Here is a 24,500-nt window from a genome sequence, read left to right on the forward strand (position 1 = left end):
CACCGGGTAGCGCGACACCGCCCCCTGACCCTTATTCACCTTTTCACCGCTTCGTCACCCGGCGGCTGCCCAGATATGGCGGAGAATCGGTTCCCCCTACCGCACAAGGGCCTGCCCGCCGGGTGCGGCACCGGGCGGGCAGGCCCTCGGGGGCCCGGTGGTCCGGGCCGGTGGTCAGTGCGCGGCGGACTCCCAGTCCGCGCCCGCGCCCACCGACACGTCCAGCGGGGCGCGCAGGGACACCGCCGAGGCCATCTCCCGGCGGACCAGGGCCTCGACCTTTTCGCGCTCCCCCGGCGCGATCTCCAGCACGATTTCGTCGTGGACCTGGAGCAGCAGACGGGAGCCCAGGCCCGCCTCGGTCAGGGCGCGGTCCACCTTGAGCATGGCGACCTTGACGATGTCCGCCGCCGTGCCCTGGATCGGGGCGTTGAGCGCCATCCGCTCGGCCATCTCGCGGCGCTGGCGGTTGTCGCTGTTGAGGTCCGGCAGATAGCGGCGGCGGCCGAGCATGGTCTCCGTGTAACCGGTCGCCCTGGCCTCCTCCACCGCGCGCTGGAGGTAGTCCCGTACGCCGCCGAAGCGCTCGAAGAACGTGTCCATCAGGCCGCGCGCCTCGGCGGCCTCGATGTTCAGCTGCTGGGAGAGGCCGAACGCCGAGAGGCCGTAGGCCAGGCCGTACGACATCGCCTTGATCTTGCGGCGCATCTCCGGGTCGACCTGGGTCTTGTCGACGCCGAAGACCTGGGAGGCCACCGTCGTGTGCAGGTCCTCGCCGGAGGCGAAGGCCTCGATGAGGCCCTCGTCCTCCGAGAGGTGGGCCATCACCCGGAGCTCGATCTGGCTGTAGTCGGCGGTGAGCAGTGACTCGAAGCCCTCGCCGACCACGAAGCCGCGGCGGATGGCGCGGCCCTCGTCCGTACGCACCGGGATGTTCTGGAGGTTGGGGTCGGTGGACGAGAGGCGGCCGGTCGCCGCGACCGTCTGGTTGAAGGTGGTGTGGATGCGGCCGTCCGCCGCGACGGTCTTGATCAGACCCTCGACGGTGACCCGCAGCTTCGCCTGCTCGCGGTGGCGCAGCATGATGACCGGCAGCTCGTGCTCGGTCTGGGCGGCCAGCCACGCCAGCGCGTCCGCGTCCGTCGTGTAGCCCGTCTTCGTCTTCTTGGTCTTGGGCAGGGCGAGCTCGCCGAAGAGGACTTCCTGGAGCTGCTTGGGCGAGCCGAGGTTGAACTCGTGGCCCACCGACGCGTGCGCCTCCTTCACTGCCTGCTGCACCGCGCCCGCGAACTGCTGCTCCATCGCCTCCAGATGGGGGCGGTCGGCCGCGATGCCGTACCGCTCCATCTTGGCCAGGAGGGTCGAGGTGGGCAGCTCCACGTCGTGGAGCAGGTCGGTCGCACCGACCTCCTTGAGGCGCTCGGTGAAGGCGCCGCCCAGGTCCAGGACCGCGCGCGCCTGGGTCATCAGGGCCTCGGCCTCGGCCTGGTCGTCGGCGCCGAAGGCGAGCTGGCCGTCGGCGGCCGCCGGGGCGAGCTCACGGCCCAGGTACTCCACGGACAGCGCGTCCAGGGCGAAGGAGCGGCGGCCGGGCTTGACCAGGTACGCGGCGAGCGCCGTGTCCATGGTGACGCCGTCGACGCTCCAGCCGTGCTCGGGGAAGACCCGCATTGTGGCCTTCGCGTTGTGCAGGACCTTCGGCTTGGCGGCGTCCGCGATCCAGGCGGCGAAGGCGCGCTCGTCCGCCTCGTCGAGCTCGGAGGGGTCGAACCAGGCCGCGGGGCCGTCGGCGGCGGCCAGCGCGATCTCGCTGACGCTGCCCGTCCCGAGCCCCCAGGCGTCGACGGTGGCCAGGCCCAGCGGCCCGGAGCCGTGCTCGGCGAGCCACGGGGCGAGCTCGCCCGCGCTCAGCACCGCGCCGTCCAGCTCCACGCCGGCGGCGGGGGCCGGGGCCTCCTCCTCGCCCGCGCCCGGGTCGACCGCGAGCAGCCGCTCGCGCAGCGACGCGTTGCGGATCTCCAGCACGTCCAGGACGCCGATCAGCGCCGTCCTGTCGTACGGCGCGCGCTCCAGGTCGGCCGGGGTCTTGGCCAGCTCCACGTCGCGCACCATCTCGGTGAGGCGACGGTTGAGGCTGACGGACTCAAGGTGGTCCCTGAAGTTCTGCCCGGCCTTGCCCTTGACCTCTTCGGCGCGCGCGACCAGCTGCTCGAAGGAGCCGAACTGGTTGATCCACTTCGCGGCGGTCTTCTCGCCCACGCCGGGGATGCCGGGCAGGTTGTCGGACGGGTCGCCGCGCAGGGCCGCGAAGTCCGGGTACTGCTGCGGGGTCAGGCCGTACTTCTCCTCGACCTTCTCCGGGGTGAAGCGGGTCAGCTCGGAAACGCCCTTGGTGGGGTAGAGCACCGTCACGTTCGGGGAGACCAGCTGGAAGGAGTCGCGGTCGCCGGTGACGATGAGGACCTCGAAGCCCTCGGCCTCGGCCTGGGTGGCGAGCGTCGCGATGATGTCGTCGGCCTCGAAGCCCTCGGTCGCGAAGCGCGGTGCGTTCATCGCGTCCAGGAGCTCGCCGATCAGCTCGACCTGGCCCTTGAACTCGTCGGGGGTCTTGGAGCGGTTCGCCTTGTACTCCGGGAACTCCTCGGAGCGCCAGGTCTTGCGCGACACGTCGAACGCCACCGCGAAGTGCGTGGGCACCTCGTCACGCAGCGTGTTCGCCAGCATCGACGCGAAGCCGTACACGGCGTTGGTCGGCTGACCTGCGCCGGTCGTGAAGTTCTCCGCGGGCAGCGCGAAGAACGCCCGGTACGCCAGGGAGTGCCCGTCCATGAGGAGCAGGCGCGGTCGGTTGTCTGGGGTCTTCTTCGATGCTGTCTCAGCCACGTCCCCGATCCTGCCACGCCCCACTGACAATCCCGGCCAGTGCCCAGCGGGGACCGCGCCGGGACTGCTGTCAGTGGTCCGTGACAGGATCGGAACCGTACGCATCGCACACGTCGCTCGAAGGGGAGCGCCATGGCCACCAAGCCGCCCGATGGGGACCCGGTTCAGGACGCGCCGCAGGTCGCGCCGCCCAAGCACGCCGCCGCCGGGCTCACCGCCATCGGGTACACGGCGCTGGTGGCCCAGCAGCAGATGGGCGTTGCCCGGGCCACGCGGACGCTGCTGAAGGTCAACCAGAAGGACGGGTTCGACTGTCCGGGGTGCGCCTGGCCGGAGGGCGACAAGCGGCACGTGGCGGAGTTCTGCGAGAACGGCGCGAAGGCGGTCGCCGAGGAGGCGACGCTGCGCCGCGTCACCCCCGACTTCTTCGCCGCGCACCCCCTCTCCGACCTCGCGGGCCGCAGTGGGTACTGGCTGGGACAGCAGGGCCGGATCACCCAGCCCATGTATCTGGCGGAGGGCGCCGACCGGTACGAGGCGGTGACCTGGGAGCGGGCGTTCGAGATCATCGCAGCCGAGCTGAAGGCACTGGACTCACCGGACGAGGCGCTCTTCTACACCTCGGGACGCACCAGCAACGAGGCCGCGTTCCTGCTCCAGCTCTTCGCGCGCGAGTTCGGCACCAACAATCTGCCGGACTGCTCCAACATGTGCCACGAGTCGTCCGGCTCGGCGCTCACCGAGACCATCGGCATCGGCAAGGGCAGCGTCTCCCTGGAGGACATGCACCAGGCCGACCTGATCATCGTCGCCGGGCAGAACCCGGGCACGAACCACCCCCGGATGCTCTCGGCCCTGGAGCAGGCCAAGGCGGCGGGCGCGAAGATCATCTCGGTGAACCCGCTGCCCGAGGCGGGCATGGAGCGCTTCAAGAACCCGCAGACCGCCAAGGGCCTCGCGCTCGGCGGCCAGGCGCTCAACGACCTGTTCCTCCAGATCCGCATCGGGGGCGACCAGGCCCTGTTCCGCCTGCTCAACAAGCTGATCGTGGAGACCGAGGGGGCCGTGGACGAGCTGTTCGTCCGTGAACACACCCATGGGTACGAGGAGTTCGCCGCGGCGGCCCGGGCGGCCGACTGGGACGAGACGCTGGCCGCGACCGGGCTCACGCGCGCGGAGATCGAGCAGGCGCTGTCCATGGCGCTCGCCTCCAGGCGCACCATCGTCTGCTGGGCGATGGGCCTGACCCAGCACAAGCACGCGGTGGCCACCATCCGGGAAGTGGTCAACTTCCTTCTGCTGCGCGGCAACATCGGCCGCACCGGCGCGGGGGTCTGCCCGGTGCGCGGCCATTCGAACGTGCAGGGCGACCGCACCATGGGCATCTTCGAGCGGCCCGCGCCCGCGTTCCTCGACGCCCTGGAGAAGGAGTTCGGCTTCGCGCCGCCGCGCCACCACGGGTATGACGTGGTCCGCTCCATCGAGGCGCTGCGCGACGGCAAGGCGAAGGTGTTCTTCGCGATGGGCGGCAACTTCGTAGGAGCCACGCCCGACACCGAGGTCACCGAGGCCGCGATGCGCCGCGCCTCGCTCACCGTCCATGTGTCGACCAAGCTCAACCGTTCGCATGCGGTCACCGGCCGCCGTGCGCTGATCCTGCCGACGCTCGGGCGCACCGACAAGGACGTACAGAAGAGCGGCAAGCAGTTCGTGACCGTCGAGGACTCGATGGGGCTGGTGCACTCCTCGCGCGGCAACCTCAAGCCCGCGAGCCCGCACCTGCTCTCCGAGCCCGCCATCGTCGCCCGCCTCGCGCGCGCCACGCTCGGCGCCGGCTCCACGGTGAACTGGGAGGAGTTCGAGAGGGACTACGCGACTATCCGCGACCGCATCGCGCGCGTGGTCCCCGGCTTCGAGGACTTCAACGCGCGCGTGGCGAAGCCCGGCGGCTTCCGGCTGCCGCACGCGCCGCGCGACGAGCGCCGCTTCCCCACCGCGACCGGCAAGGCCAACTTCACGGCCGCGCCGGTGGAGTATCCGACGGTGCCCGAGGGCCGGCTGCTGCTCCAGACCCTGCGCTCGCACGACCAGTACAACACCACGATCTACGGCCTGGACGACCGGTACCGGGGCATCAAGGGCGGCCGCCGGGTGGTGCTCGTGAACCCCGAGGACGCGCGCGAGCTGGGGCTTGCGGACGGTTCGTACACCGATCTGGTGAGTGAGTGGAAGGACGGCGTGGAGCGGCGGGCGCCCGGCTTCCGCGTCGTGTACTACCCGACGACGCGGGGATGCGCGGCGGCGTACTACCCGGAGACCAACGTCCTGGTGCCGCTGGACTCCACGGCGGACACCAGCAACACCCCTGCCAGCAAGTCCGTGATCGTACGTCTGGAACAATCGGCGACCGTCTAAGCGTTCGCTCAGACAGGTCGGCCGTGCGGGCCGCCGCCGGCCGGACAGCCAGATGGAACCGGACCACGATCGGAGTCCCACCCATGGGTGAGCAGAGCAAGGTGAAGTTCCCGCAGGAGGTCATCGACGAGTACGCGGCGCTGGGCATCGACCTGCCCGCGCTGTTCTCCGCGGGACACCTCGGCACCCGGATGGGCGTGCAGATCCTGGAGGCCTCGGCGGAGCGCGTCGTCGGGACGATGCCGGTCGAGGGGAACACCCAGCCGTACGGGCTGCTGCACGGGGGCGCGTCGGCGGTGCTCGCCGAGACGCTCGGGTCGGTGGGGTCGATGCTGCACGGGGGGATCTCCAAGATCGCGGTGGGGGTCGATCTGAACTGCACGCATCACCGGGGGGTGCGCAGTGGACTGGTCACGGGGGTGGCCACGCCTGTGCATCGGGGGCGCTCGACGGCGACGTACGAGGTCGTGATCACGGATGAGCAGGACAAGCGGGTGTGCACTGCGCGACTGACGTGTCTGCTGCGGGACGCGGAGGTGCCGAAGGGCTGACGTGGCCCCACCCCGCCCCTTCCCCGAACCCTCCCGGGGGTGGGTGGGGGTGGAGGCGGGTTTCGCGGGGGCTGCACCCCCGGGCCCCGGGCGGGGGGCTCCGCCCCCCCGCACCCCTTTTGCGGGGCCTGCGGCCCCTGCACCCCGCTTTGGGGGCTCCGCCCCGGACCTCGTAGCGAGGTGGGGGGGTGGCTGTGGGCCCCGGAGGGTGTGGGTGGATTGCCGTGGACCCCGCAGCCGTGTGAGTGGATTGCCGTGCCCCCGCAGCGGGTGAGTGAATCGCCGTGGGCCCCGGAGCGGGGTGGGTAGGTTGCCGTGGGCGAAGCCCGCTGTCCTGCGCGGGGGCCCGCCCCCGATACCCCCGCCAGGGGCTCCGGCGCCGCCCCCACCTTCGGGGCTCCGCCCCGGACCCCCACTCCTCAAACGCCGGAAGGGCTGCATGCGCGGATCCCGGTCCTCAAACGCCGGGAGGACTGCATGCGCGGATCCCGGTCCTCAAACGCCGGAAGGGCTGAATTCGCCGCGCCCGACCTACTCGCGTCGGGGCTGCCCGAGCCGAATGCCCCCGTCGCTTAAGGAGCGCGGGGAACTGCGCGACCAGCCACCGCCGGCCCGCAGACATACCGAGCCCCCGCACCTCGAAGGCCCCGCGGAGAACCGCCACCAGCCACAGACAACCCGCGGACGAACCCCGGCACCCCCCGAAGGGCCCCGCGACCAGTCCCCACCCACCCGCAGCCGAACACGATCCCCGGGCCAGCCCCACGCCCCCCAACACCCTTACCCCCCAGCCCAGTTGTGTCACCGATCGTGACCCCCTACCGTTCCCGTCATGGCCAGCCCATCGGGAACCGGACACCGTGCCGCCACGCGGTACGCCCCGCTCCGGATCGTCGTCGGCGCGCTGATCGTCGCCTTGGCGGCCGTCGGGTGTGATGGCGGCAAGCGCGCCGCATCCCACGCCACCCCCGTCCCGGCGCCCACGACCACCACTCCGGAGGAGGACTGCCGACGGCTGGTCGCGTACTGGGCCGGCGCGATGGTCCAGGGCAACCGCTGGTCGGGCCTCGACTGGGAGCAGAAGGGGTTCTCGATCGACCAGCACTCCATCCACGACCGGGTCGTCACGGCGGCCCGCGCCGAGCAGCGTGCGCACGGCACCGAGGCCGCGCTCCAGCTGATAGACCGTCAGGCCCGGCAGGAGTGCACCGCCCGGCGCGGCGCGATGGGAGGTGGTCGGCACTAGGTCCGTACCGGGTCCGCACCAACCTTCCGGCCACTCCCGATCGTAACGCTCCGTAACTCGGGCGAAATGGATAAACGGGATCCGTGCCTCCGGTCCGCATTCACAAGATCATCACCGAAATCCCCTCCACGGACATCGCCGCAGGTGGGGCCGCTACCCCGGCGGAGCACTCTGTCAGTAGCAAGATCAGCTCAAGCCCCTTAGCGGAACTGGGGATTCTCAGTATGTGGGCACTCTTCGGGCTCACCAATGCCCCCATCTGTCCACAGAGCTCCCCTCGGTGTGTCCGCTCGTCATAACAAGAAAGTCACATCCTGACCTTCCCTGGTCCCGGACTCAGCAACCGCGCCTAGAGTCACGGCCAGTCACCGCGCCGCCGGGCGCGTCTGCTGCACGGCACCTGCACCACCCCCAGTACGGCCCGGCGAGTCACACGGCGCCTCAGCGGAGGCGTCGCGCCAGGGAGAGGACATATCGTGCGACACCGTTCCTTGCTCATACTCACCACCGTGCTCACCACAGGGGCGCTCACCCTCACCGCGTGCGGTTCGCGCGACAAGAAGGACGACGGCGACAGCGGCGGCAAGAAGACGACCGTGGTCATCGGTGTGGACGCACCCCTGACCGGCCAGAACTCCGCCACCGGCCTCGGTATCCAGTACGGCGTGCAGATCGCCGTCGACGACGCCAACGCGAAGAACCTGGTCCCGGGCGTCAAATTCGTGGTCAAGGCGCTCGACGACAAGGCGCTGCCGCCCAGCGGCCAGCAGAACGCCACCGCGCTCGTCGCCAACAAGGATGTCCTCGGTGTGGTCGGCCCGCTGAACTCCGGCGTCGCCCAGACGATGCAGCAGGTCTTCGCGACGGCCAACCTCGTCGAGATCTCCCCCTCGAACACCAACCCCACGCTGACCCAGGGCAAGGACTGGGCGGCCGGGAACAAGACCCGCCCGTTCAAGACCTACTTCCGCACCGCCACCACCGACGCCATCCAGGGCGGTTTCGCCGCGGACTACGCGTTCAACACCCTGAAGAAGAAGAGCGTCTTCGTCGTCGACGACAAGCAGACCTACGGCGCCGGTCTCGCCGCGCTCTTCAAGCAGGGCTTCACCAAGGCGGGCGGCAAGGTCGCCGGCGAGGACCACGTCAACGTGGGCGACAAGGACTTCGCCACCCTCGTCACCAAGATCAAGAACTCGGGTGCGGACCTCGTCTACTACGGCGGCCAGTACGACGAGGCACAGATCGTCACCAAGCAGCTCAAGGACTCGGGCGCCAAGATCCCGCTCTTCGGCGGTGACGGCATCTACAGCGACACCTTCATCACCACCGCCGGCAAGGCGGGCGAGGGCGACCTCGCCACCTCGGTCGGCGTGCCGGTCGACACCCTGGACGCCGCCAAGGACTTCATCCAGAAGTACAAGGACAAGAAGTACCCGGGCGACTACGGCACCTACGGCGGCTACTCGTACGACGCGGCCACCGCGATCATCAAGGCCGTCGGCAACGTGGTGAAGGACGGCAAGGTCCCGTCCGACGCCCGCCAGCAGATCGTCGCCGAGGTCCAGAAGACCCAGTTCGAGGGCATCGCCGGCAAGGTCGCCTTCGACGAGTTCGGTGACACCACCAACAAGCAGCTGACCGTCTACCAGGTCACCGACGGCAAGTGGAAGGCCGTCAAGAGCGGCACGTACAACGCCGGCTGATCCAGCCCCCGTACGACCCCGTACCACCCGTTCCACCGCACCACCGCACGACAACAGGGCCGCGCGGCCACGACAACCGTCCGACCGCGCGGCCCGACGTCTACTCCCCTGCACTCACTCCCCATCCACATGGAGGCCATGCGGTGCACACTCTGCCGCAACAGCTGGCCAACGGGCTGCTCCTCGGCTCGATGTACGGGCTGATCGCCATCGGCTACACGATGGTGTACGGCATCGTCCAGCTCATCAACTTCGCCCACGGCGAGATCTTCATGACCGGCGCCTTCGGCGGACTCACGGTCTACCTCTACGTGCTGCCCGACGGCATATCCATGTGGATAGCCCTCCCCCTGATGCTCATCGGCGGCGCACTCGTCTCCGTACTCATCGCACTGGGAGCGGAACGCTTCGCCTACCGACCACTGCGCGGCGCGCCACGCCTGGCGCCACTGATCACCGCGATCGGCCTCTCGCTCGCGCTCCAGCAGGCGGTCTTCAACTGGTACCCGAACGCCAAGAACGACGAGGTCTTCCCGCAGATCCCCGGCGGACCCTTCAGCATCGGTTCGGTCTCCTTCGGCACCGGTGACATCTTCCTGATCACCGCCGCCCCGCTCTGCATGGCCGCGCTCGCCCTGTTCGTCCGCTCCTCGCGCACCGGCCGCGCCATGCAGGCCACCGCGCAGGACCCGGACACCGCGCAGCTCATGGGCATCGACACCAACCGCATCATCATGATCGCCTTCGCCATCGGCGGCCTCTTCGCCGCCGTCGCGGGCATCGCCTGGGGCCTGAAGTACGGCTCCATCAAGTACGAGATGGGCTTCCAGGCCGGTCTCAAGGCGTTCACCGCCGCCGTCCTCGGCGGCATCGGCAACATCTACGGCGCCATGATCGGCGGTGTGGTCCTCGGCCTCGCCGAGACCATGGCCAGCGCGTACATCGCAGACGTCCCCGGGATGCAGCAGCTCGGCGGCTCGGGCTGGGCCAACGTCTGGGCGTTCGTCCTCCTCATCCTCGTCCTGCTCTTCAGGCCACAAGGCCTGGTGGGCGAACGCGTCGCGGACAGGGCGTGATCGACATGACCACCAGCACCACCAAGACCACCGCCCCCGCGGCCGAGCCGCACGGCATCATCGCGCTGCCGGCGCCCGTCGCCCGGCTGCTCATCGCGGGCGGCGCCGTCGCCACCGTCGCCTCCACCTTCCTCGCCTGGACCTGGACCTCCGAGTTCCCCGGTGACCTCACCGTCACCGGCTACCCGGCCGGGCTCCAGACCCTCACCCTGGTCGCCGGAGCGCTCACCCTGCTCTACGCCCTCGCGGGCCAGGGGATCCGCGGCCTCGGCTGGCTCAACCCGGGCGGCACCAACAACCCGGTGCTCCTCGCCGCGTTCTCCGCGTTCGCGGTCGTCTGGTACACCGTGATCGCCATCGCGTACGACCTGGGCGGCCTGGCCAACCTGGAGCCGGGCGCGTTCGTCGCGGCCGTCTCCTCCCTGCTGCCGGTCCTCGGCGCGCTCGCGCTGCCCCACCCGGGCCGCTCGCTGCGCGACCACATCGCCAAGCCCGACGGCATCCCGGCGGCCGTGCCGCTGCCCAGCTGGGCCCAGCGTCTGATCATCTCGCTGGCCACCGCGCTCGGCCTGGTCGTCTTCACGTACGGCATCGGCGTCAACGACGACGAGAGCGAGACGTTCATCGGTCTGCTGCTCCTCGTCCTGTTCGGTTCGATGGCGCTGTTCGCCGCCGGGCTCTTCGAGCGGTTCACCGAACTCAACGCCCGGCACAAGGGGTTCGCGACCACCGCCGTCTTCCTCGCGGCCGTGATCTTCCCCTTCACCCAGAGCGAGGACCACAACGCCAACCTCGGCGCCAACATCCTCATCTTCGGCACCGTCGCCCTCGGCCTCAACATCGTCGTCGGCCTCACCGGTCTGCTCGACCTCGGCTACGTGGCCTTCCTCGGCGTCGGCGCCTACGCGGCCGCGCTGGTCTCCGGCTCCGAGTTCTCCCGCTTCTCCGGTGTGCAGGTCCCGTTCTGGGCCGCCGCACTGATCGGCATGGGAGCGTCGCTCGTCTTCGGCGTCATCATCGGCGCACCGACCCTGCGACTGCGCGGCGACTACCTCGCCATCGTCACCCTCGGCTTCGGAGAGATCTTCCGGATCACCGTCAACAACCTCGACGGCGCCTCCGGCCCCAACCTCACCAACGGCCCCAACGGCATCTCCCAGATCCCCGACCTGGAGATCTTCGGGTTCAACCTCGGCGCCGCGCACGACATCGCCGGACGCACCATCGGCCGCTTCGGCAACTACCTGTTCCTGATGCTGCTGATCACGGCGCTCATCGTGCTCGTCTTCAACCGCGCCGCGAACTCCCGCATCGGCCGCTCCTGGATCGCCATCCGCGAGGACGAGACCGCCGCCACCGCCATGGGCATCAACGGCTTCCGGGTCAAGCTCATCGCCTTCGCCCTCGGTGCCTCGCTCGCCGGCCTCGCGGGCACGGTCTTCGCCCACGTCAACTACAGCGTGGTGCCGAGCCCCTTCCAGTTCGCCGGCGCCGCGCCGCCCAACTCGGCCTTCCTGCTCGCGGCCGTCGTCCTCGGCGGCATGGGCACGGTCAGCGGCCCGCTCCTGGGCGCCTCGCTGCTCTACCTCATCCCCGAGAAGCTGGGCTTCCTCAAGGAGTACGAGCTCTTCGGCTTCGGCGTCGCCCTCATCCTGCTGATGCGGTTCCGCCCCGAGGGCATCGTCGCCAACCGGCGCAGCCAGCTCGAATTCCACGAGACCGGCCAACTGGACGTGCCCGAACAAGGGCTTCCGGACACCACCGTCGGCGTCACCAAGGCGGAGGCGTAACCATCATGACCACCACCATCGCCCCCAGCCCGGTGCTCGAAGCGTCCGGCGTCACCATGCGGTTCGGCGGTCTGACCGCCGTACGCAATGTCGACCTCACCGTCAACAGCGGCGAGATCGTCGGTCTCATCGGCCCCAACGGCGCTGGCAAGACCACCTTCTTCAACTGCCTCACCGGCCTCTACGTCCCCACCGAGGGCAAGGTCTCGTACAAGGGGAAGGTGCTCCCGCCCAAGCCGCACCTGGTCACCCAGGCCGGCATCGCACGCACCTTCCAGAACATCCGGCTCTTCGCCAATATGACCGTTCTGGAGAACGTGCTGGTCGGGCGCCACACCCGCACCAAGGAGGGCCTCTGGTCCGCCCTGCTGCGCGGCCCCGGCTTCAAGAAGGCCGAGGCGAAGTCCCGCGAACGGGCCATGGAACTCCTGGAGTTCATCGGCCTGCAGCACAAGGCGGACCACCTCGCCCGCAACCTGCCCTACGGCGAGCAGCGCAAGCTGGAGATCGCCCGGGCGCTGGCGAGCGAGCCGGGGCTGCTGCTCCTGGACGAACCGACCGCCGGTATGAACCCGCAGGAGACCCGGACCACCGAGGAACTGGTCTTCGCCATCCGGGACATGGGCATCGCCGTCCTCGTCATCGAGCACGACATGCGCTTCATCTTCAACCTGTGCGACCGGGTGACGGTGCTGATGCAGGGCGAGAAGCTGGTCGAGGGCACGTCGGACGTCGTCCAGGGCGACGAGCGCGTCATCGCTGCGTACCTCGGTGAGCCGTTCGAGGGGGCGCCCGGGGACGAGGAAGTGGCGGAGGTCGAGGCGGCGGCCGCGGCGGCCGAGGACGCGGACGCGTCCCCGCAGGCCGGGCACGCCCCAGCCGCACCGGCCGACGAGGCTCCGGCTCCGGCGGACGCCCCCGAGGCCGAAGCCGAAGCCGAGGCCGCCCCCGAGGCCGACGGCGACGCCGACGCCGAGGAAGCCGACATCGCCTCCCCCGAGGCCGACGCTCAAGGCAAGACCCGCACCGAAGGAGACTCCCAGTGACCGCACTTCTGGAAGTCGAGGACCTCCGCGTCGCCTACGGCAAGATCGAGGCCGTCAAGGGGATCTCCTTCACCGTCGAGGCCGGGCAGGTCGTCACCCTCATCGGCACCAACGGCGCCGGCAAGACGACGACCCTGCGTACGCTCTCGGGGCTGCTCAAGCCCTCCGGCGGCCGGATCATATTCGACGGGAAGCCCCTGTCGGACATCCCCGCGCACAAGATCGTCTCGCTGGGGCTTGCCCACTCCCCCGAGGGCCGGCATATCTTCCCGCGGCTGACCATCGCCGAGAACCTCCAGCTCGGAGCGTTTCTGCGGAGCGACAAGGCGGGCATCGAGAAGGACGTCCAGCGCGCCTACGAGCTGTTCCCCATCCTGGGCGAACGGCGCAAGCAGGCGGCCGGCACGCTGTCGGGCGGTGAGCAGCAGATGCTCGCGATGGGCCGGGCGCTGATGTCCCAGCCCAAGCTACTGATGCTGGACGAGCCGTCGATGGGGCTCTCCCCGATCATGATGCAGAAGATCATGGCGACCATCGTCGAGCTCAAGGCCCAGGGCACCACCATTCTGCTCGTCGAGCAGAACGCCCAGGCCGCGCTCTCCCTGGCGGACCACGCCCATGTGATGGAGGTCGGCGAGATCAAGCTCTCCGGCTCCGGGCAGGACCTCCTCCACGACGAGAACGTCCGCAAGACGTACCTCGGCGAGGACTAGCAGGGGTTACGCGTACGGGCCGCGCCACTTACGAGTGGCGCGGCCCGTACGGCTTTGGGGGCACGGGGCTGAGACATTTGCGGCTCCGCCGCGTGGGCGCGACAAGCCACAGATCACCCGCAGCCGAAGACCGGCCTACCCCTTCGCCGCCTTCTTCTCCTCCGCGTCCTCGATGACCGCCTCCGCGACCTGCTGCATCGACAGGCGCCGGTCCATCGACGTCTTCTGGATCCAGCGGAACGCGGCGGGCTCACTCAGCCCGTACTGCGTCTGGAGGATCGACTTCGCACGGTCCACCAGCTTGCGCGTCTCCAGGCGCTGGGAGAGGTCCGCGACCTCCTGCTCCAGCGCCTTCAGCTCGGTGAACCGGGACACCGCCATCTCGATCGCGGGCACGACGTCGCTCTTGGAGAACGGCTTCACCAGGTACGCCATCGCCCCGGCGTCCCGGGCCCGCTCCACCAGGTCGCGCTGCGAGAACGCGGTGAGCATCAGGACGGGCGCAATGGATTCCTTGGCGATCTGCTCGGCGGCCGAGATTCCGTCCAGGACCGGCATCTTCACATCGAGGATGACCAGGTCGGGGCGGTGCTCCCGGGCCAGCTCGACGGCCTTCTGCCCGTCCCCGGCCTCGCCGACGACCGCGTAGCCCTCTTCTTCGAGCATCTCTTTGAGGTCGAGGCGGATGAGGGCCTCGTCCTCGGCGATGACGACGCGGGTCGTCAGCGGCGGGACGTGCGACTGATCGTCGTCGGCGACGGGCTGGGGCGACTCGGGGGCGGTCACGGGGGCTCCTTGTTGCGGGGCAAGTACTGCTTCCCAAGAGCGTACCCAGCTGCGGTAAGGTGTGGTCACGGCGGGTAGCCGCCTACCTTTGGTTCCAAGGATGCCCCGGTAGCCCAGCGGTAGAGGCAATGGTCTCAAACACCATCCAGCGTCGGTTCGAATCCGACCCGGGGTACTTTTCGTGCGAATCCATGGTCACGCGCCGTTGAGGTTCGCGTCACCCCCTGCCCCCTTCTCGGAGCAGGGCCCCCGCCCGTACGACAGGGGCCCGGGGCTTCAGTGCGGCGTGCCGAGGTAGGGGAACTCCGGGAGCAGGTCCATGTGCGGGCCGATGTGGTCCGTGGAGATCTTCCCGCCGGAGACCATGGCCAGCCGGGCCGAGGTGACGTCGTCCGTGAGCGTGCGGCCGTTGGGGTACGCGGCGGGCCTGCTTCTGTCGTAGCGCAGGACGTCGGGGAGCACCGTGCGCAGGGCCGCTTCGGCCGACTCCTCCGTGTGGCCGCCGGTGTGCTGGAGGACCGCTGTCCAGGGGGCGCGGTAGGTGTCCCAGTCGTCGGCCGGTTCGCCCGCGTTGTAGGCGTCCTTGACCTCCTCCGCGTTGAAGTACGCCGTGAGGGAGGGGTGGGCGCCCCGGTCCACCGAGGTCAGCGTCCCGTTCTGGTGGACGCTGACGCGGGCCCAGACGCCGATCACGGGGTCGGCTCCGAGTTCGGAGTCGGGTACTTCCAGGACGATGCCGAAGACGTTCTTGTCGGCGCCCCAGTCGGTGCCGGTCCACTGGAACTCGTTGACGATGCCGTCGAGGTCAGCGAAGAAGGGGTCGCTGCGCAGCCCGGCCGAGACGAGGTACTGGCCCGCCTCGGTGACCTGCGGATGGGGGCCGAAGCAGACGGGCGCGTCGGTGAAGAGCGGGGTGCCGGCGGCCTCGTGGGCGCGGGCCTCGGCGCCGGTGGCCCGGTGGACGGTGAGGGTCTGCTCCCCGTCGTCGGCGGGGTCGGAGAAGGTGAAGCTGTAGGCGACGTCGGCCCGGTGGTCACCGTCGGTGTCGATGTTGAGGCGGTAGACGGCGTCAGGGTGGAACGCCCGGCCGCCGGTGGGGGCGATCGGGTTGACGTTCATGATGAGGACGGTGCGGCCGCCCGGGACCGTGAAGGCGAACACGTCGGTGAGGTCGAGGCGCGCGTCGTCCATGGGCGAGCGGAGGTTCGGCCCGCTGTGGTGATGTGACATGGCGTCAGCGTGGCGGCGGACCCCGGGCCGGGCCCCCGAGGCCGGGCCGTCGGGTCATCCCTTCGGCCCGGCCGGGTCCCCGGTGCGGGCGACGCGTCCCCCGTACGGCGACGCGTTCAGCTCCTGGGGCTGTCCTCGCCGATGTGGTGGACGCGTACGAGGTTGGTCGAGCCGGCCACTCCGGGCGGGGAGCCCGCCGTGATGACCACGGTGTCGCCCCGCTCGCAGCGGCCGATCTTCAGGAGTTGTTCGTCGACCTGGGCGACCATCGCGTCCGTCGACTCCACGTGCGGCCCGAGGAAGGCCTCCACGCCCCAGGTGAGGTTGAGCTGGGAGCGGGTGGCCGGGTCGGGTGTGAAGGCGAGCAGCGGGATCGGCGAGCGGTAGCGGGACAGGCGCTTGACGGTGTCGCCGGACTGGGTGAAGGCGACGAGGTACTTGGCGTTCAGGAAGTCGCCCATCTCGGCCGCCGCGCGGGCCACGGCGCCGCCCTGGGTACGGGGCTTGCTGAGCTCGGTGAGCGGCGGCAGGCCCTTGGCCAGGACGTCCTCCTCGGCCGCCTCGACGATGCGGCTCATCGTACGGACGGTCTCGACGGGGTACTTGCCCACGCTCGTCTCGCCGGAGAGCATCACCGCGTCGGTGCCGTCGATGACCGCGTTGGCCACGTCGCTCGCCTCGGCCCTGGTGGGGCGGGAGTTGTCGATCATCGAGTCGAGCATCTGGGTGGCCACGATGACCGGTTTGGCGTTCCGCTTGGCGAGCTTGATCGCTCGCTTCTGCACGATCGGGACCAGTTCGAGGGGCATTTCGACACCCAGGTCGCCGCGCGCCACCATGATTCCGTCGAAGGCCGCGACGATGTCGTCGATGCTGTCGACGGCCTGCGGCTTCTCGATCTTGGCGATCACCGGGACGCGGCGGCCCTCCTCGTCCATGACGCGGTGGACGTGGTCGATGTCGCGGCCGCTGCGGACGAAGGAGAGCGCGACGATGTCGGCGCCGGTGCGCAGCGCCCAGCGCAGGTCCTCGACGTCCTTCTCGGAGAGCGCGGGCACGGAGACGGCGACGCCGGGGAGGTTGAGCCCCTTGTGGTCGGAGACCAGGCCGCCCTCGACGACGCGGGTGCGCACGCGCGGGCCGTCGACGCCGACGACCTCCAGGGCCACTTTGCCGTCGTCGACGAGGATGCGTTCGCCGATGGTGACGTCGTCGGCCAGGCCGGAGTAGGTGGTACCGCAGATGTGGCGGTCGCCCTCGACGTTCTCGACGGTGATGGTGAACTCGTCGTCGCGTTCAAGCAGTACGGGACCTTCGCGGAAACGTTCGAGGCGGATCTTCGGGCCTTGAAGGTCGGCGAGCACTCCGACGCTGCGGCCCGTTTCGTCGGACGCCTTGCGCACGCGCTGATAGCGCTCCTCGTGGTCGGCGTACGTGCCGTGGCTGAGGTTGAAGCGGGCGACGTCCATTCCGGCCTCGACCAGTGCCTTGATCTGGTCGTACGTGTCGGTGGCGGGCCCCAGGGTACAGACGATCTTTGCTCGGCGCATGCTTCGAGCCTAGGCCTTACCGGCCGGTAGAGAATTGGCCCCGCGTGACTACTCAACAACCTTTGCATGAAAGGTTATTGACAACTGTTGAATTGGGCGCGGGGGTGCTCCGATGAGCAGGGAGCGCCGGTCCGCACCCCCGCGCAAACCCTTGACATGTTCAGGCCCCAGCGCTGAGATATGTTCGTTTTCGTTCGACCTCGTTGAGTTGCGTGCTACTACACCGACGGAGCCGCACATGTCATCGTCCAGAACGCCGTTCAGAAAACGGGCCGGGGCCGCACTTGCCTCGCTCCCCCTCCTCGCCGGCGGGCTCGTCGCGCTGGCCACCACGACCGCCGCCCCCGCCGCGGCCGTCGACAACGGACTCGCCCGGACCCCGCAGATGGGGTTCAACAACTGGAACTCCACGCACTGCCGGGCCGAGTTCAACGAGGCGATGGTCAAGGGGATCGCCGACACCTTCGTCTCGCAGGGCCTCAAGGACGCCGGGTACACCTACGTCAACCTCGACGACTGCTGGGCGCTGCCCAACCGGGACGCGAGCGGCAACCTCGTCCCCGACCCGGTGCGCTTCCCCCACGGCATCAAGGCCGTCGCCGACTATGTGCACTCCAAGGGCCTGAAGTTCGGCCTCTACTCCAGCGCGGGCACCAAGACGTGCGACGTCCTGGGCTTCCCCGGCGGGCTCGGCCACGAGCAGCAGGACGCCAACCTGTGGGCCTCCTGGGGCGTCGACTACCTCAAGTACGACAACTGCAACAACAGCGGCGTCGACGCCAAGCAGCGCTACAAGGCGATGGGCGACGCGCTCAAGGCGGCCACTGGCCCGACCGGCCGCCCGATCCTCTACAGCATCTGCGAGTGGGGCTCCAACCAGCCCTGGACCTGGGCCCCGGCCGTCGGCAACTCCTGGCGGACCACCGGCGACATCAGCGACTCCTGGTCGAGCATGATCTCCATCGCACACCAGAACCAGTCGCTCGCGCCGTACGCCGGGCCGGGCGCCTGGAACGACCCCGACATGCTGGAGGTCGGCAACGGCGGGATGACCGACACCGAGTACCGCACCCACTTCAGCCTCTGGTCCCAGATGGCCGCGCCGCTGCTGATCGGCAGCGATCTGCGCACCGCGAGCGCCTCGACGCTCGCCATCCTCAAGAACACCGATGTGATCGCGGTGGACCAGGACCCGCTCGGCAAGCAGGGCACGGTCGTCTCCAGCTCCGGCGGCCTGGTCGTGATGTCCAAGCCCCTCGCGGACGGCGGCCGTTCGGTGACGCTGACGAACGAGAACACCTCGGCGAAGACGGTCTCCACGACCGTGAGGGACATCGGGATCGGCGGGGCGTCGTCGTACGCCCTGAAGGACCTGTGGTCCAAGGCGACGAGCACGACCACCAACGCCATCAGCGCGTCGGTGCCCGCGCACGGCACGGTCATGTTCCGGGTCACGCCGGGCAGCCCGGTGCCGCCGCCGACCGGCCTGAACCAGCTGAGCGATCTGCCGTGGACGTCGGCGGTGGGCGGCTGGGGCCCGGTGGAGCGCGACCGCAGCAACGGCGAGCAGGCGGCGGGCGACGGCCGCACGCTCACCATCGGCGGCACGGCCTACGCCAAGGGCCTCGGCACGCACGCGCCCAGCGACATCTCCTACTACCTGGGCGGCGCCTGCTCCTCGCTCGGGGTCGACGTGGGCGTCGACGACGAGTCAACGAAGGGCGGGTCCGTACAGTTCCAGATCTGGCGCGACACCACTCTGGTCGCCGACAGCGGGGTGCGTACCGCCGCCGACCCGCCGAAGCATCTGAGCGCCGACCTCAAGGGCGGCTCCAAGCTGCGCCTCGTCGTCACCGACGGCGGGGACGGCATCACCTACGACCACGCCGACTGGGCCGATGCGAAGCTGGCCTGCGGCGCGGGGCCCTCGGCCGGTACGCACGATCTCAGTGACCTGACCTGGTCGTCTGCCACGAACGGGTGGGGGCCGGTCGAGCGTGACCGCAGCAACGCCGAGCAGGCGGCGGGGGACGGTACGCCGCTCACCGTCAACGGGGCGGTGTACGCGAAGGGGCTCGGTACGCATGCGGCGAGCTCCGTCTCGTACTACCTGGGGGGTTCGTGCTCCTCGTTGACCACGGCGGTGGGGGTGGACGACGAGGTTCTCACGAAGGGGTCTGTTGTCTTCCAGATCTGGCGGGATGGGGCGCTTGTCGCCGACAGCGGGAAGTTGACGTCTGCGGATGTGGCGAAGCGGCTGTCCGTCGATCTGAAGGGCGCCCTTGAGGTGCGGCTTGTCGTCTCCGACGCGGGGGACGGGGTCGACTATGACCACGGTGACTGGGGTGGGCCGCAGCTTGTTTGCGCCTAGCTTCTCTGCGGGTTAGCTGTGGCTGGGCGCGCCCACGCGGCGGAGCCGCACATTGACACAGCCCCGCTCACCAGGACCGAAAGGCGGAGGCACCTCGCGGGCGACCAGATCCGCCGGACAGGCCCTAGAAGCAAGGAAGGTTGCGGCGGTCCCCGGGCGGCACATTCGTCCGGGGACCGCCGTGTGACTTTCGGCGGTCACTCGATCGAAACCCCGCAGGGGTGTTGCGTGGGAGTGGTTCTGGGCCAAAATCCTCTCGACCTTCTACGCGCGTCGCGTATGTCTACGCGCGTAACACACCGTCAGGGAGTGCATCACATGCCGCTGAACCGTAGGACGTTCCTGGGAACCACGGCCGCCGCCGGAGCCGGTGCGGCCATAGTCGGGGGTGTCGCGGCTCCCGCCGAGGCCCATGAGCAGGGGCACGGCCACGGGCGTGCGCCGAAGCGGTACTCGTTCAGCGTCATGGGCACCACCGACCTGCACGGCAACGTCTTCAACTGGGACTACTTCACGGACAAGGAGTTCGACGACAAGGCGCACAACGACGTCGGCCTCGCCAAGATCTCCACGCTCGTCGAGCAGATCCGCAAGGAGAAGGGCCGCCACAACACCCTGATGATCGACGCGGGTGACACCATCCAGGGCACCCAGCTGTCGTACTACTACGCCAAGGTCGACCCGATCACGGCCAAGCACGGCCCGGTGCACCCGATGGCGCAGGCCATGAACGCGATCGGCTACCACGCCGCCGCCCTCGGCAACCACGAGTTCAACTACGGCATCCCGGTGCTGCGCAAGTTCGAGGAGCAGTGCCACTTCCCGCTGCTCGGCGCCAACGCTCTGGACGCCAAGACGCTGAAGCCGGCCTTCCAGCCGTACGTCGTCAAGCGGCTGTGCACCCCGCACGGGCGGGACGTCCGGGTCGCGATCCTCGGTCTCACCAACCCCGGCATCGCCATCTGGGACAAGGCCAACGTCAGCGGCAAGATGGTCTTCCCCGGCCTTGAGGAGCAGGCCGCGAAGTGGGTGCCCAAGCTGCGCTCGATGGGCGCCGATGTGGTGATCGTGGCCGCCCACTCGGGCTCCTCCGGCACCTCGTCGTACGGCGACCAGCTTCCGTACATCGAGAACGCGGCCGCGCTGGTGGCCGAGCAGGTGCCGGGGATCGACGCGATCCTGGTCGGACACGCGCACGTGGAGATCCCCGAGTACCGGGTGAAGAACAAGCAGACCGGCAAGGACGTCGTACTGTCCGAGCCGCTGAAGTGGGGGCAGCGGCTGACCGTCTTCGACTTCGACCTGGTGTGGGAGAAGGGCCACTGGGCGGTCGAGAAGGCCGGGTCCAAGGTCCTCAACTCCAGCGCCGCTGTCGAGGACCCGAAGATCGTCCGGCTGCTCTCCGACGAGCACAGGAAGGTCGTGGCGTACGTCAACCAGGTAATCGGCACGTCGAAGGCGGCGATGACCACCGCCGAGGCGGCCTGGAAGGACGAGCCGATCATCGACCTGATCAACGCGGTCCAGGTGGACACGGTGAAGGCGGCGCTCGCGGGCGGCGCCTACGCGGCCCTGCCGGTGCTGTCGCAGGCGTCCTGCTTCTCGCGCACGGCCGTCATCCCGTCCGGCCAGGTCACCATCAAGGACGCGGCCGGGCTCTACCCCTTCGAGAACACGCTGGAGGCGCGGCTTCTGACCGGCGCCCAGATCAAGGACTACCTGGAGTTCTCGGCGCGGTACTACGTCCAGACGGCTGCCGGGGCGCCCGTCGACACGTCGAAGCTGACGAACGCCGACAACACGCCCGACTACAACTACGACGCGGTGTCGGGGCTGACGTACGACATCGACATCGCGAAGCCGGCGGGGGCGCGGATCTCGAACCTTGCGTTCCAGGGCAAGCCGCTGGATCCGGCTGCGCAGTTCGTGCTGGCCGTCAACAACTACCGTGCGAACGGCGGGGGCAACTTCCCGCATGTCGCGGGCGCGAAGCAGTTGTGGGCGAACTCCGAGGAGATTCGTAACACGATCATCTCGTGGGTGAAGGGGAAGGGTGTTGTCGACCCCGCCGCGTTTGCTTCCGTGGACTGGAAGCTGGTCCGGGACGGGGCGCCCGTCTTCCCGTAGTTCGTCTGCGGGCCGGTGGGGGCTGGTCGCGCCCACGCGGCGGAGCCGCAAATGTCACAGCCCCGCGCCCCTGGGCCGATGTCCCTCAAGGGGTGCGGGGTCAGCCCTCCAAGGGGATCAAGCCGCCCGGTGCCCTCGGTGCCGGGCGGGCTTCCTGTGGCTTGGTCAGGCCGAACGTGGTGAATGCCGTGCGCTCCGGCAGCGGGTACGGCTCCTTGCCCGTCAGGGAGTTCAGGATCGCCGCGCTGCGCCAGGCCGCCAGGCCCAGGTCGGGGGCGCCCACGCCGTGCGTGTGCTTCTCGGCGTTCTGGACGTACACCGCGCCCGTGACCGAGCTGTCCAGGACCAGGCGGAAGTCGGCGTCGATGCGCGGGCGTTCGGAGGAGTCCAGGCGCATATAGGGGTCGAGGCCGGACAGCATGCGGGCCAGGGGGCGCTCCCGGTAGCCGGTGGCGAGGATCACCGCGTCGGTGGTGAGCCGGGAGCGCACGCCCTGCTGCGCGTGTTCCAGGTGCAGCTCGACCTTGGTGGTGGCGACGCGGCCCGCCGTGCGGACGCTGACCCCGGGCGTGAGGGTCGCGTCGGGCCAGCCGCCGTGCTGGGTGCGGCGGTAGAGCTCGTCGTGGATGGCGGCGATGGTGTCCGCGTCGATGCCCTTGTGGAGCTGCCACTGGCGGGGCACCAGCTCGTCGCGGACGGGCTCGGTCAGGGCGTGGAAGTAGCGTGTGTAGTCGGGGGTGAAGTGCTCCAGGCCCAGCTTGGAGTACTCCATCGGCGCGAAGGTCTCGGTGCGGGCGAGCCAGGTGATGCGCTCGCGGCCCGCCGGGCGGTTGCGCAGCAGGTCGAGGAAGACCTCGGCGCCGGACTGGCCTGAGCCGACGACGGTGATGTGGTCGGCGGCGAGGAAACGCTCGCGGTGGTCGAGGTAGTCGGCCGAGTGGATCACCGGCACCGCGGGTGCGTCCGCGAGCGGCTTGAGCGGCTCCGGTACGTACGGTTCGGTGCCGACGCCGAGGACCAGGTTGCGGGCGAGGGCACGGCCCAGGGCCTCGGCCTGCCCGTGGATGTCGAGCTGGGTGAAGTCCACCTCGAACACCTCCCGTTCGGGGTTCCAGCGCACCGCGTCCACCTGGTGTCCGAAGTGCATTCCGGGCAGGCTCTCGCTGACCCAGCGGCAGTACGCGTCGTACTCGGTGCGCTCGATGTGGAAGCGCTCGGCGAAGTAGAACGGGAAGAGCCGCTCCCGGTGGCGCAGGTAGTTGAGGAACGACCAGGGGCTGGCGGGGTCGGCGAGGGTCACCAGGTCTGCCAGGAACGGGACTTGGAGGGTGGCACCCTCGATGAGCAGGCCGGGGTGCCAGTGGAAGGCGCGGCGCTGTTCGTAGAAGGCGGCCGAGAGTCCGCCGGGCACACCGTGGGCGAGGGCGGCGAGCGAGAGGTTGAACGGGCCCACTCCGATGCCCACCAGGTCGTGCGGACGGTCGTTGTCTTGGACGGGTGCCGGTGCGGTCATCGCGGGATGCTGCCTTCCACGGTCTTGAGGAGCTGTGCCAGGTCGCCGGTGGTGGTGTGGGGGTTGAGCAGGGTGGCCTTGAGCCAGAGGCGCCCGTCGGCGCGGGCCCTGCCGAGGACGGCCCGGCCTTCGGTGAGCAGGGCGCGGCGGATCCCGGCGGCCTCGTCATCGGTGGCGCCCCTCGGGCGGAACAGGACGGTGGAGATCGTGGGGCGCTCGTACAGGTCGAGACGGGGGTGTTCCTCGACGAGGTCCGCGAAGGTCAACGCGAGGGCGAGCGTGCGGTCGACGAGCTCGGCGAGGCCGGTGCGGCCGAGGGTGCGGAGCGTGACGGCGATCTTCAGTACGTCCGGTCTGCGGGTGGTGCGCAGGGAGCGGCCGAGGAGGTCGGGCAGGCCCGCTTCGGTGTCGTCATCGGCGTTGAGGTAGTCGGCGGTGTGGGCGAGCGGGGCGAGGCGGGCCGGGTCGGGGACCGCGAGCAGCCCGGCGGCGACCGGCTGCCAGCCGAGTTTGTGCAGATCGAGCGTGACGGAGTGGGCGTGTTCGAGGCCGCGCAGCTTGGTGCGGTGGGTGTCGCTGAAGATCAGCGGGCCGCCGTACGCGGCGTCGACGTGCAGCTCGGCGCCGTGCCGGGCGCACAGGGCGGCGATCTCGGGGAGCGGGTCGACGGCGCCCGTGTCGGTGGTGCCCGCGGTGGCGGTGACCAGGACCTGGTGGTGGTGCAGGTCGGTGAGGGCGTCGTCGAGCGCGGCGAGGTCGACGGTGCCGGAGGGGGCGGGGACGGTGACCGGCTCGGGGAGGCCCAGGAGCCAGGCGGCGCGGGAGAGGGAGTGGTGGGCGTTGGCGCCCTGGACGACCTGGACGGAGCCGCGCCGTTCGCGGGCGAGCAGGAGGGCGAGCTGGTTGGACTCGGTGCCGCCGCTGGTGACCAGCGCGTCGCCGCCGGGCCAGAACTCGGCGGCCAGCGCCCGGGTGACGAGGGCTTCGAGCTCGGCGGCGGCGGGGGCCTGGTCCCAGGAGTCCAGCGACGGGTTGAGGGCGGAGGCGGCGAGGTCGGCGGCTGCGGCGAGGGCCAGCGGCGGGGTGTGCAGATGGGCGGCGCAGCGGGGGTCGGCGGGGTCGGCCGCGCCTTCCGCGAGTGCCCGGACCAGCGTGGTCAGCGCTTCCTCGGCACTGGTGCCCCGTGACGGGAACGCCTCCCCGACCGCGGCCCCGACCCGCACGGCCACCGCCTCCGGCCCGCCGCGCGGCAGCGGCCCGCCCCGGGCCACCGCGCCCTCGCGCAGCGCGTCGAGGACGACGCCGAGGAGAGGGTGCAGGGCGGTGGGGCCGGTGGGGCCGCCGGCGAGGGGCGGGGTGTGCATGGGGGGAGTCCTTCGGGTGCGCGAACGACGGCCTCACCAGCGTGGAGCGTTCCGACGCGGTGAGGCTGCCCTGCACAACGATCTCAACCCGAAAGTGGTACTGGCCCCCGGAGGTGGGGTGTTGGTGGGTGGC

At 69.9% G+C, this 24,500-nt stretch carries 15 protein-coding genes, 1 tRNA gene and 2 pseudogenes; 12 read left to right on the plus strand and 6 right to left on the minus strand.

What is annotated here, in order from left to right:
- Positions 1-174: 174 nt before the first annotated feature.
- The gene (polA, locus tag ACZ499_RS04870; protein ID WP_468672333.1) at positions 175-2,883 is read right to left on the minus strand and encodes a DNA polymerase I; all 2,709 of its coding nucleotides are present in this window, start codon (positions 2,881-2,883) and stop codon (positions 175-177) included.
- 132 nt (positions 2,884-3,015) lie between these two features.
- Here polA and ACZ499_RS04875 point away from each other — a divergent pair, with 132 nt between their 5' ends.
- From ACZ499_RS04875 to ACZ499_RS04910, 8 genes are all read left to right on the plus strand, one after another.
- Positions 3,016-5,298, plus strand: coding sequence for an FdhF/YdeP family oxidoreductase (locus ACZ499_RS04875; protein ID WP_468405194.1), 2,283 nt, complete (start codon positions 3,016-3,018; stop codon positions 5,296-5,298).
- Between the two features lie 83 nt (positions 5,299-5,381).
- The gene (locus ACZ499_RS04880; RefSeq protein WP_468672339.1) at positions 5,382-5,849 is read left to right on the plus strand and encodes a PaaI family thioesterase; all 468 of its coding nucleotides are present in this window, start codon (positions 5,382-5,384) and stop codon (positions 5,847-5,849) included.
- An 832-nt stretch (positions 5,850-6,681) separates the two neighbouring features.
- The gene (locus ACZ499_RS04885) at positions 6,682-7,095 is read left to right on the plus strand and encodes a hypothetical protein (RefSeq protein ID WP_468672341.1); all 414 of its coding nucleotides are present in this window, start codon (positions 6,682-6,684) and stop codon (positions 7,093-7,095) included.
- A 476-nt stretch (positions 7,096-7,571) separates the two neighbouring features.
- Positions 7,572-8,801, plus strand: coding sequence for a branched-chain amino acid ABC transporter substrate-binding protein (locus tag ACZ499_RS04890; protein WP_385537077.1), 1,230 nt, complete (start codon positions 7,572-7,574; stop codon positions 8,799-8,801).
- 143 nt (positions 8,802-8,944) lie between these two features.
- The gene (locus ACZ499_RS04895; RefSeq protein WP_385537079.1) at positions 8,945-9,877 is read left to right on the plus strand and encodes a branched-chain amino acid ABC transporter permease; all 933 of its coding nucleotides are present in this window, start codon (positions 8,945-8,947) and stop codon (positions 9,875-9,877) included.
- Positions 9,878-9,882: 5 nt separating this feature from the next.
- Positions 9,883-11,667, plus strand: coding sequence for a branched-chain amino acid ABC transporter permease (locus ACZ499_RS04900; protein ID WP_468672344.1), 1,785 nt, complete (start codon positions 9,883-9,885; stop codon positions 11,665-11,667).
- A 5-nt stretch (positions 11,668-11,672) separates the two neighbouring features.
- Positions 11,673-12,713, plus strand: a complete 1,041-nt coding sequence (locus tag ACZ499_RS04905; RefSeq protein ID WP_468672346.1) for an ABC transporter ATP-binding protein — start codon at positions 11,673-11,675, stop codon at positions 12,711-12,713.
- Positions 12,710-13,426, plus strand: coding sequence for an ABC transporter ATP-binding protein (locus ACZ499_RS04910; RefSeq protein ID WP_385537088.1), 717 nt, complete (start codon positions 12,710-12,712; stop codon positions 13,424-13,426). Before ACZ499_RS04905 ends, ACZ499_RS04910 begins: the two co-directional genes overlap by 4 nt.
- A 135-nt stretch (positions 13,427-13,561) precedes the next feature.
- Here the strand turns inward: ACZ499_RS04910 and ACZ499_RS04915 are convergent, their stop codons facing one another.
- Positions 13,562-14,212, minus strand: a complete 651-nt coding sequence (locus ACZ499_RS04915) for an ANTAR domain-containing response regulator (protein WP_361384341.1) — start codon at positions 14,210-14,212, stop codon at positions 13,562-13,564.
- Between the two features lie 102 nt (positions 14,213-14,314).
- Between ACZ499_RS04915 and ACZ499_RS04920 the strand changes: the two genes are divergently transcribed.
- Positions 14,315-14,387 (plus strand) — tRNA-Leu (locus tag ACZ499_RS04920).
- A 101-nt stretch (positions 14,388-14,488) separates the two neighbouring features.
- Here ACZ499_RS04920 and ACZ499_RS04925 read toward each other — a convergent pair.
- Both ACZ499_RS04925 and pyk read right to left on the minus strand, forming a co-directional pair.
- A complete protein-coding gene (locus tag ACZ499_RS04925) occupies positions 14,489-15,442 on the minus strand; it encodes a DUF4331 family protein (protein ID WP_468672350.1) in 954 nt (317 codons plus the stop codon).
- A 116-nt stretch (positions 15,443-15,558) separates the two neighbouring features.
- A complete protein-coding gene (pyk, locus tag ACZ499_RS04930) occupies positions 15,559-16,992 on the minus strand; it encodes a pyruvate kinase (protein WP_468672352.1) in 1,434 nt (477 codons plus the stop codon).
- A gap of 238 nt (positions 16,993-17,230) precedes the next feature.
- Here pyk and ACZ499_RS04935 point away from each other — a divergent pair.
- From ACZ499_RS04935 to ACZ499_RS04945, 3 genes and pseudogenes are all read left to right on the plus strand, one after another.
- Positions 17,231-18,907 (plus strand): annotated as a pseudogene (locus ACZ499_RS04935) (NPCBM/NEW2 domain-containing protein); the annotation flags it as partial.
- A gap of 36 nt (positions 18,908-18,943) precedes the next feature.
- Positions 18,944-19,363: pseudogene (locus tag ACZ499_RS04940) on the plus strand (NPCBM/NEW2 domain-containing protein); the annotation flags it as partial.
- A 318-nt stretch (positions 19,364-19,681) separates the two neighbouring features.
- Entirely contained in the window at positions 19,682-21,490 is a 1,809-nt protein-coding gene (locus ACZ499_RS04945; protein ID WP_468672354.1) for a bifunctional metallophosphatase/5'-nucleotidase, read from the plus strand.
- 100 nt (positions 21,491-21,590) lie between these two features.
- On the opposite strand, the gene ACZ499_RS04950 is transcribed toward ACZ499_RS04945, so the two are convergent.
- Positions 21,591-23,003 (minus strand): lysine N(6)-hydroxylase/L-ornithine N(5)-oxygenase family protein, encoded by a 1,413-nt coding sequence (locus ACZ499_RS04950; protein ID WP_468672357.1) that lies wholly within the window; start codon positions 23,001-23,003, stop codon positions 21,591-21,593.
- Entirely contained in the window at positions 23,000-24,367 is a 1,368-nt protein-coding gene (locus ACZ499_RS04955) for a pyridoxal phosphate-dependent decarboxylase family protein (RefSeq protein ID WP_468672359.1), read from the minus strand. The genes ACZ499_RS04950 and ACZ499_RS04955 overlap by 4 nt, the downstream gene beginning before the upstream one ends.
- Positions 24,368-24,500: the final 133 nt, after the last annotated feature.

The sequence above is a fragment of the Streptomyces sp. NPDC031265 genome, assembly GCF_055570295.1.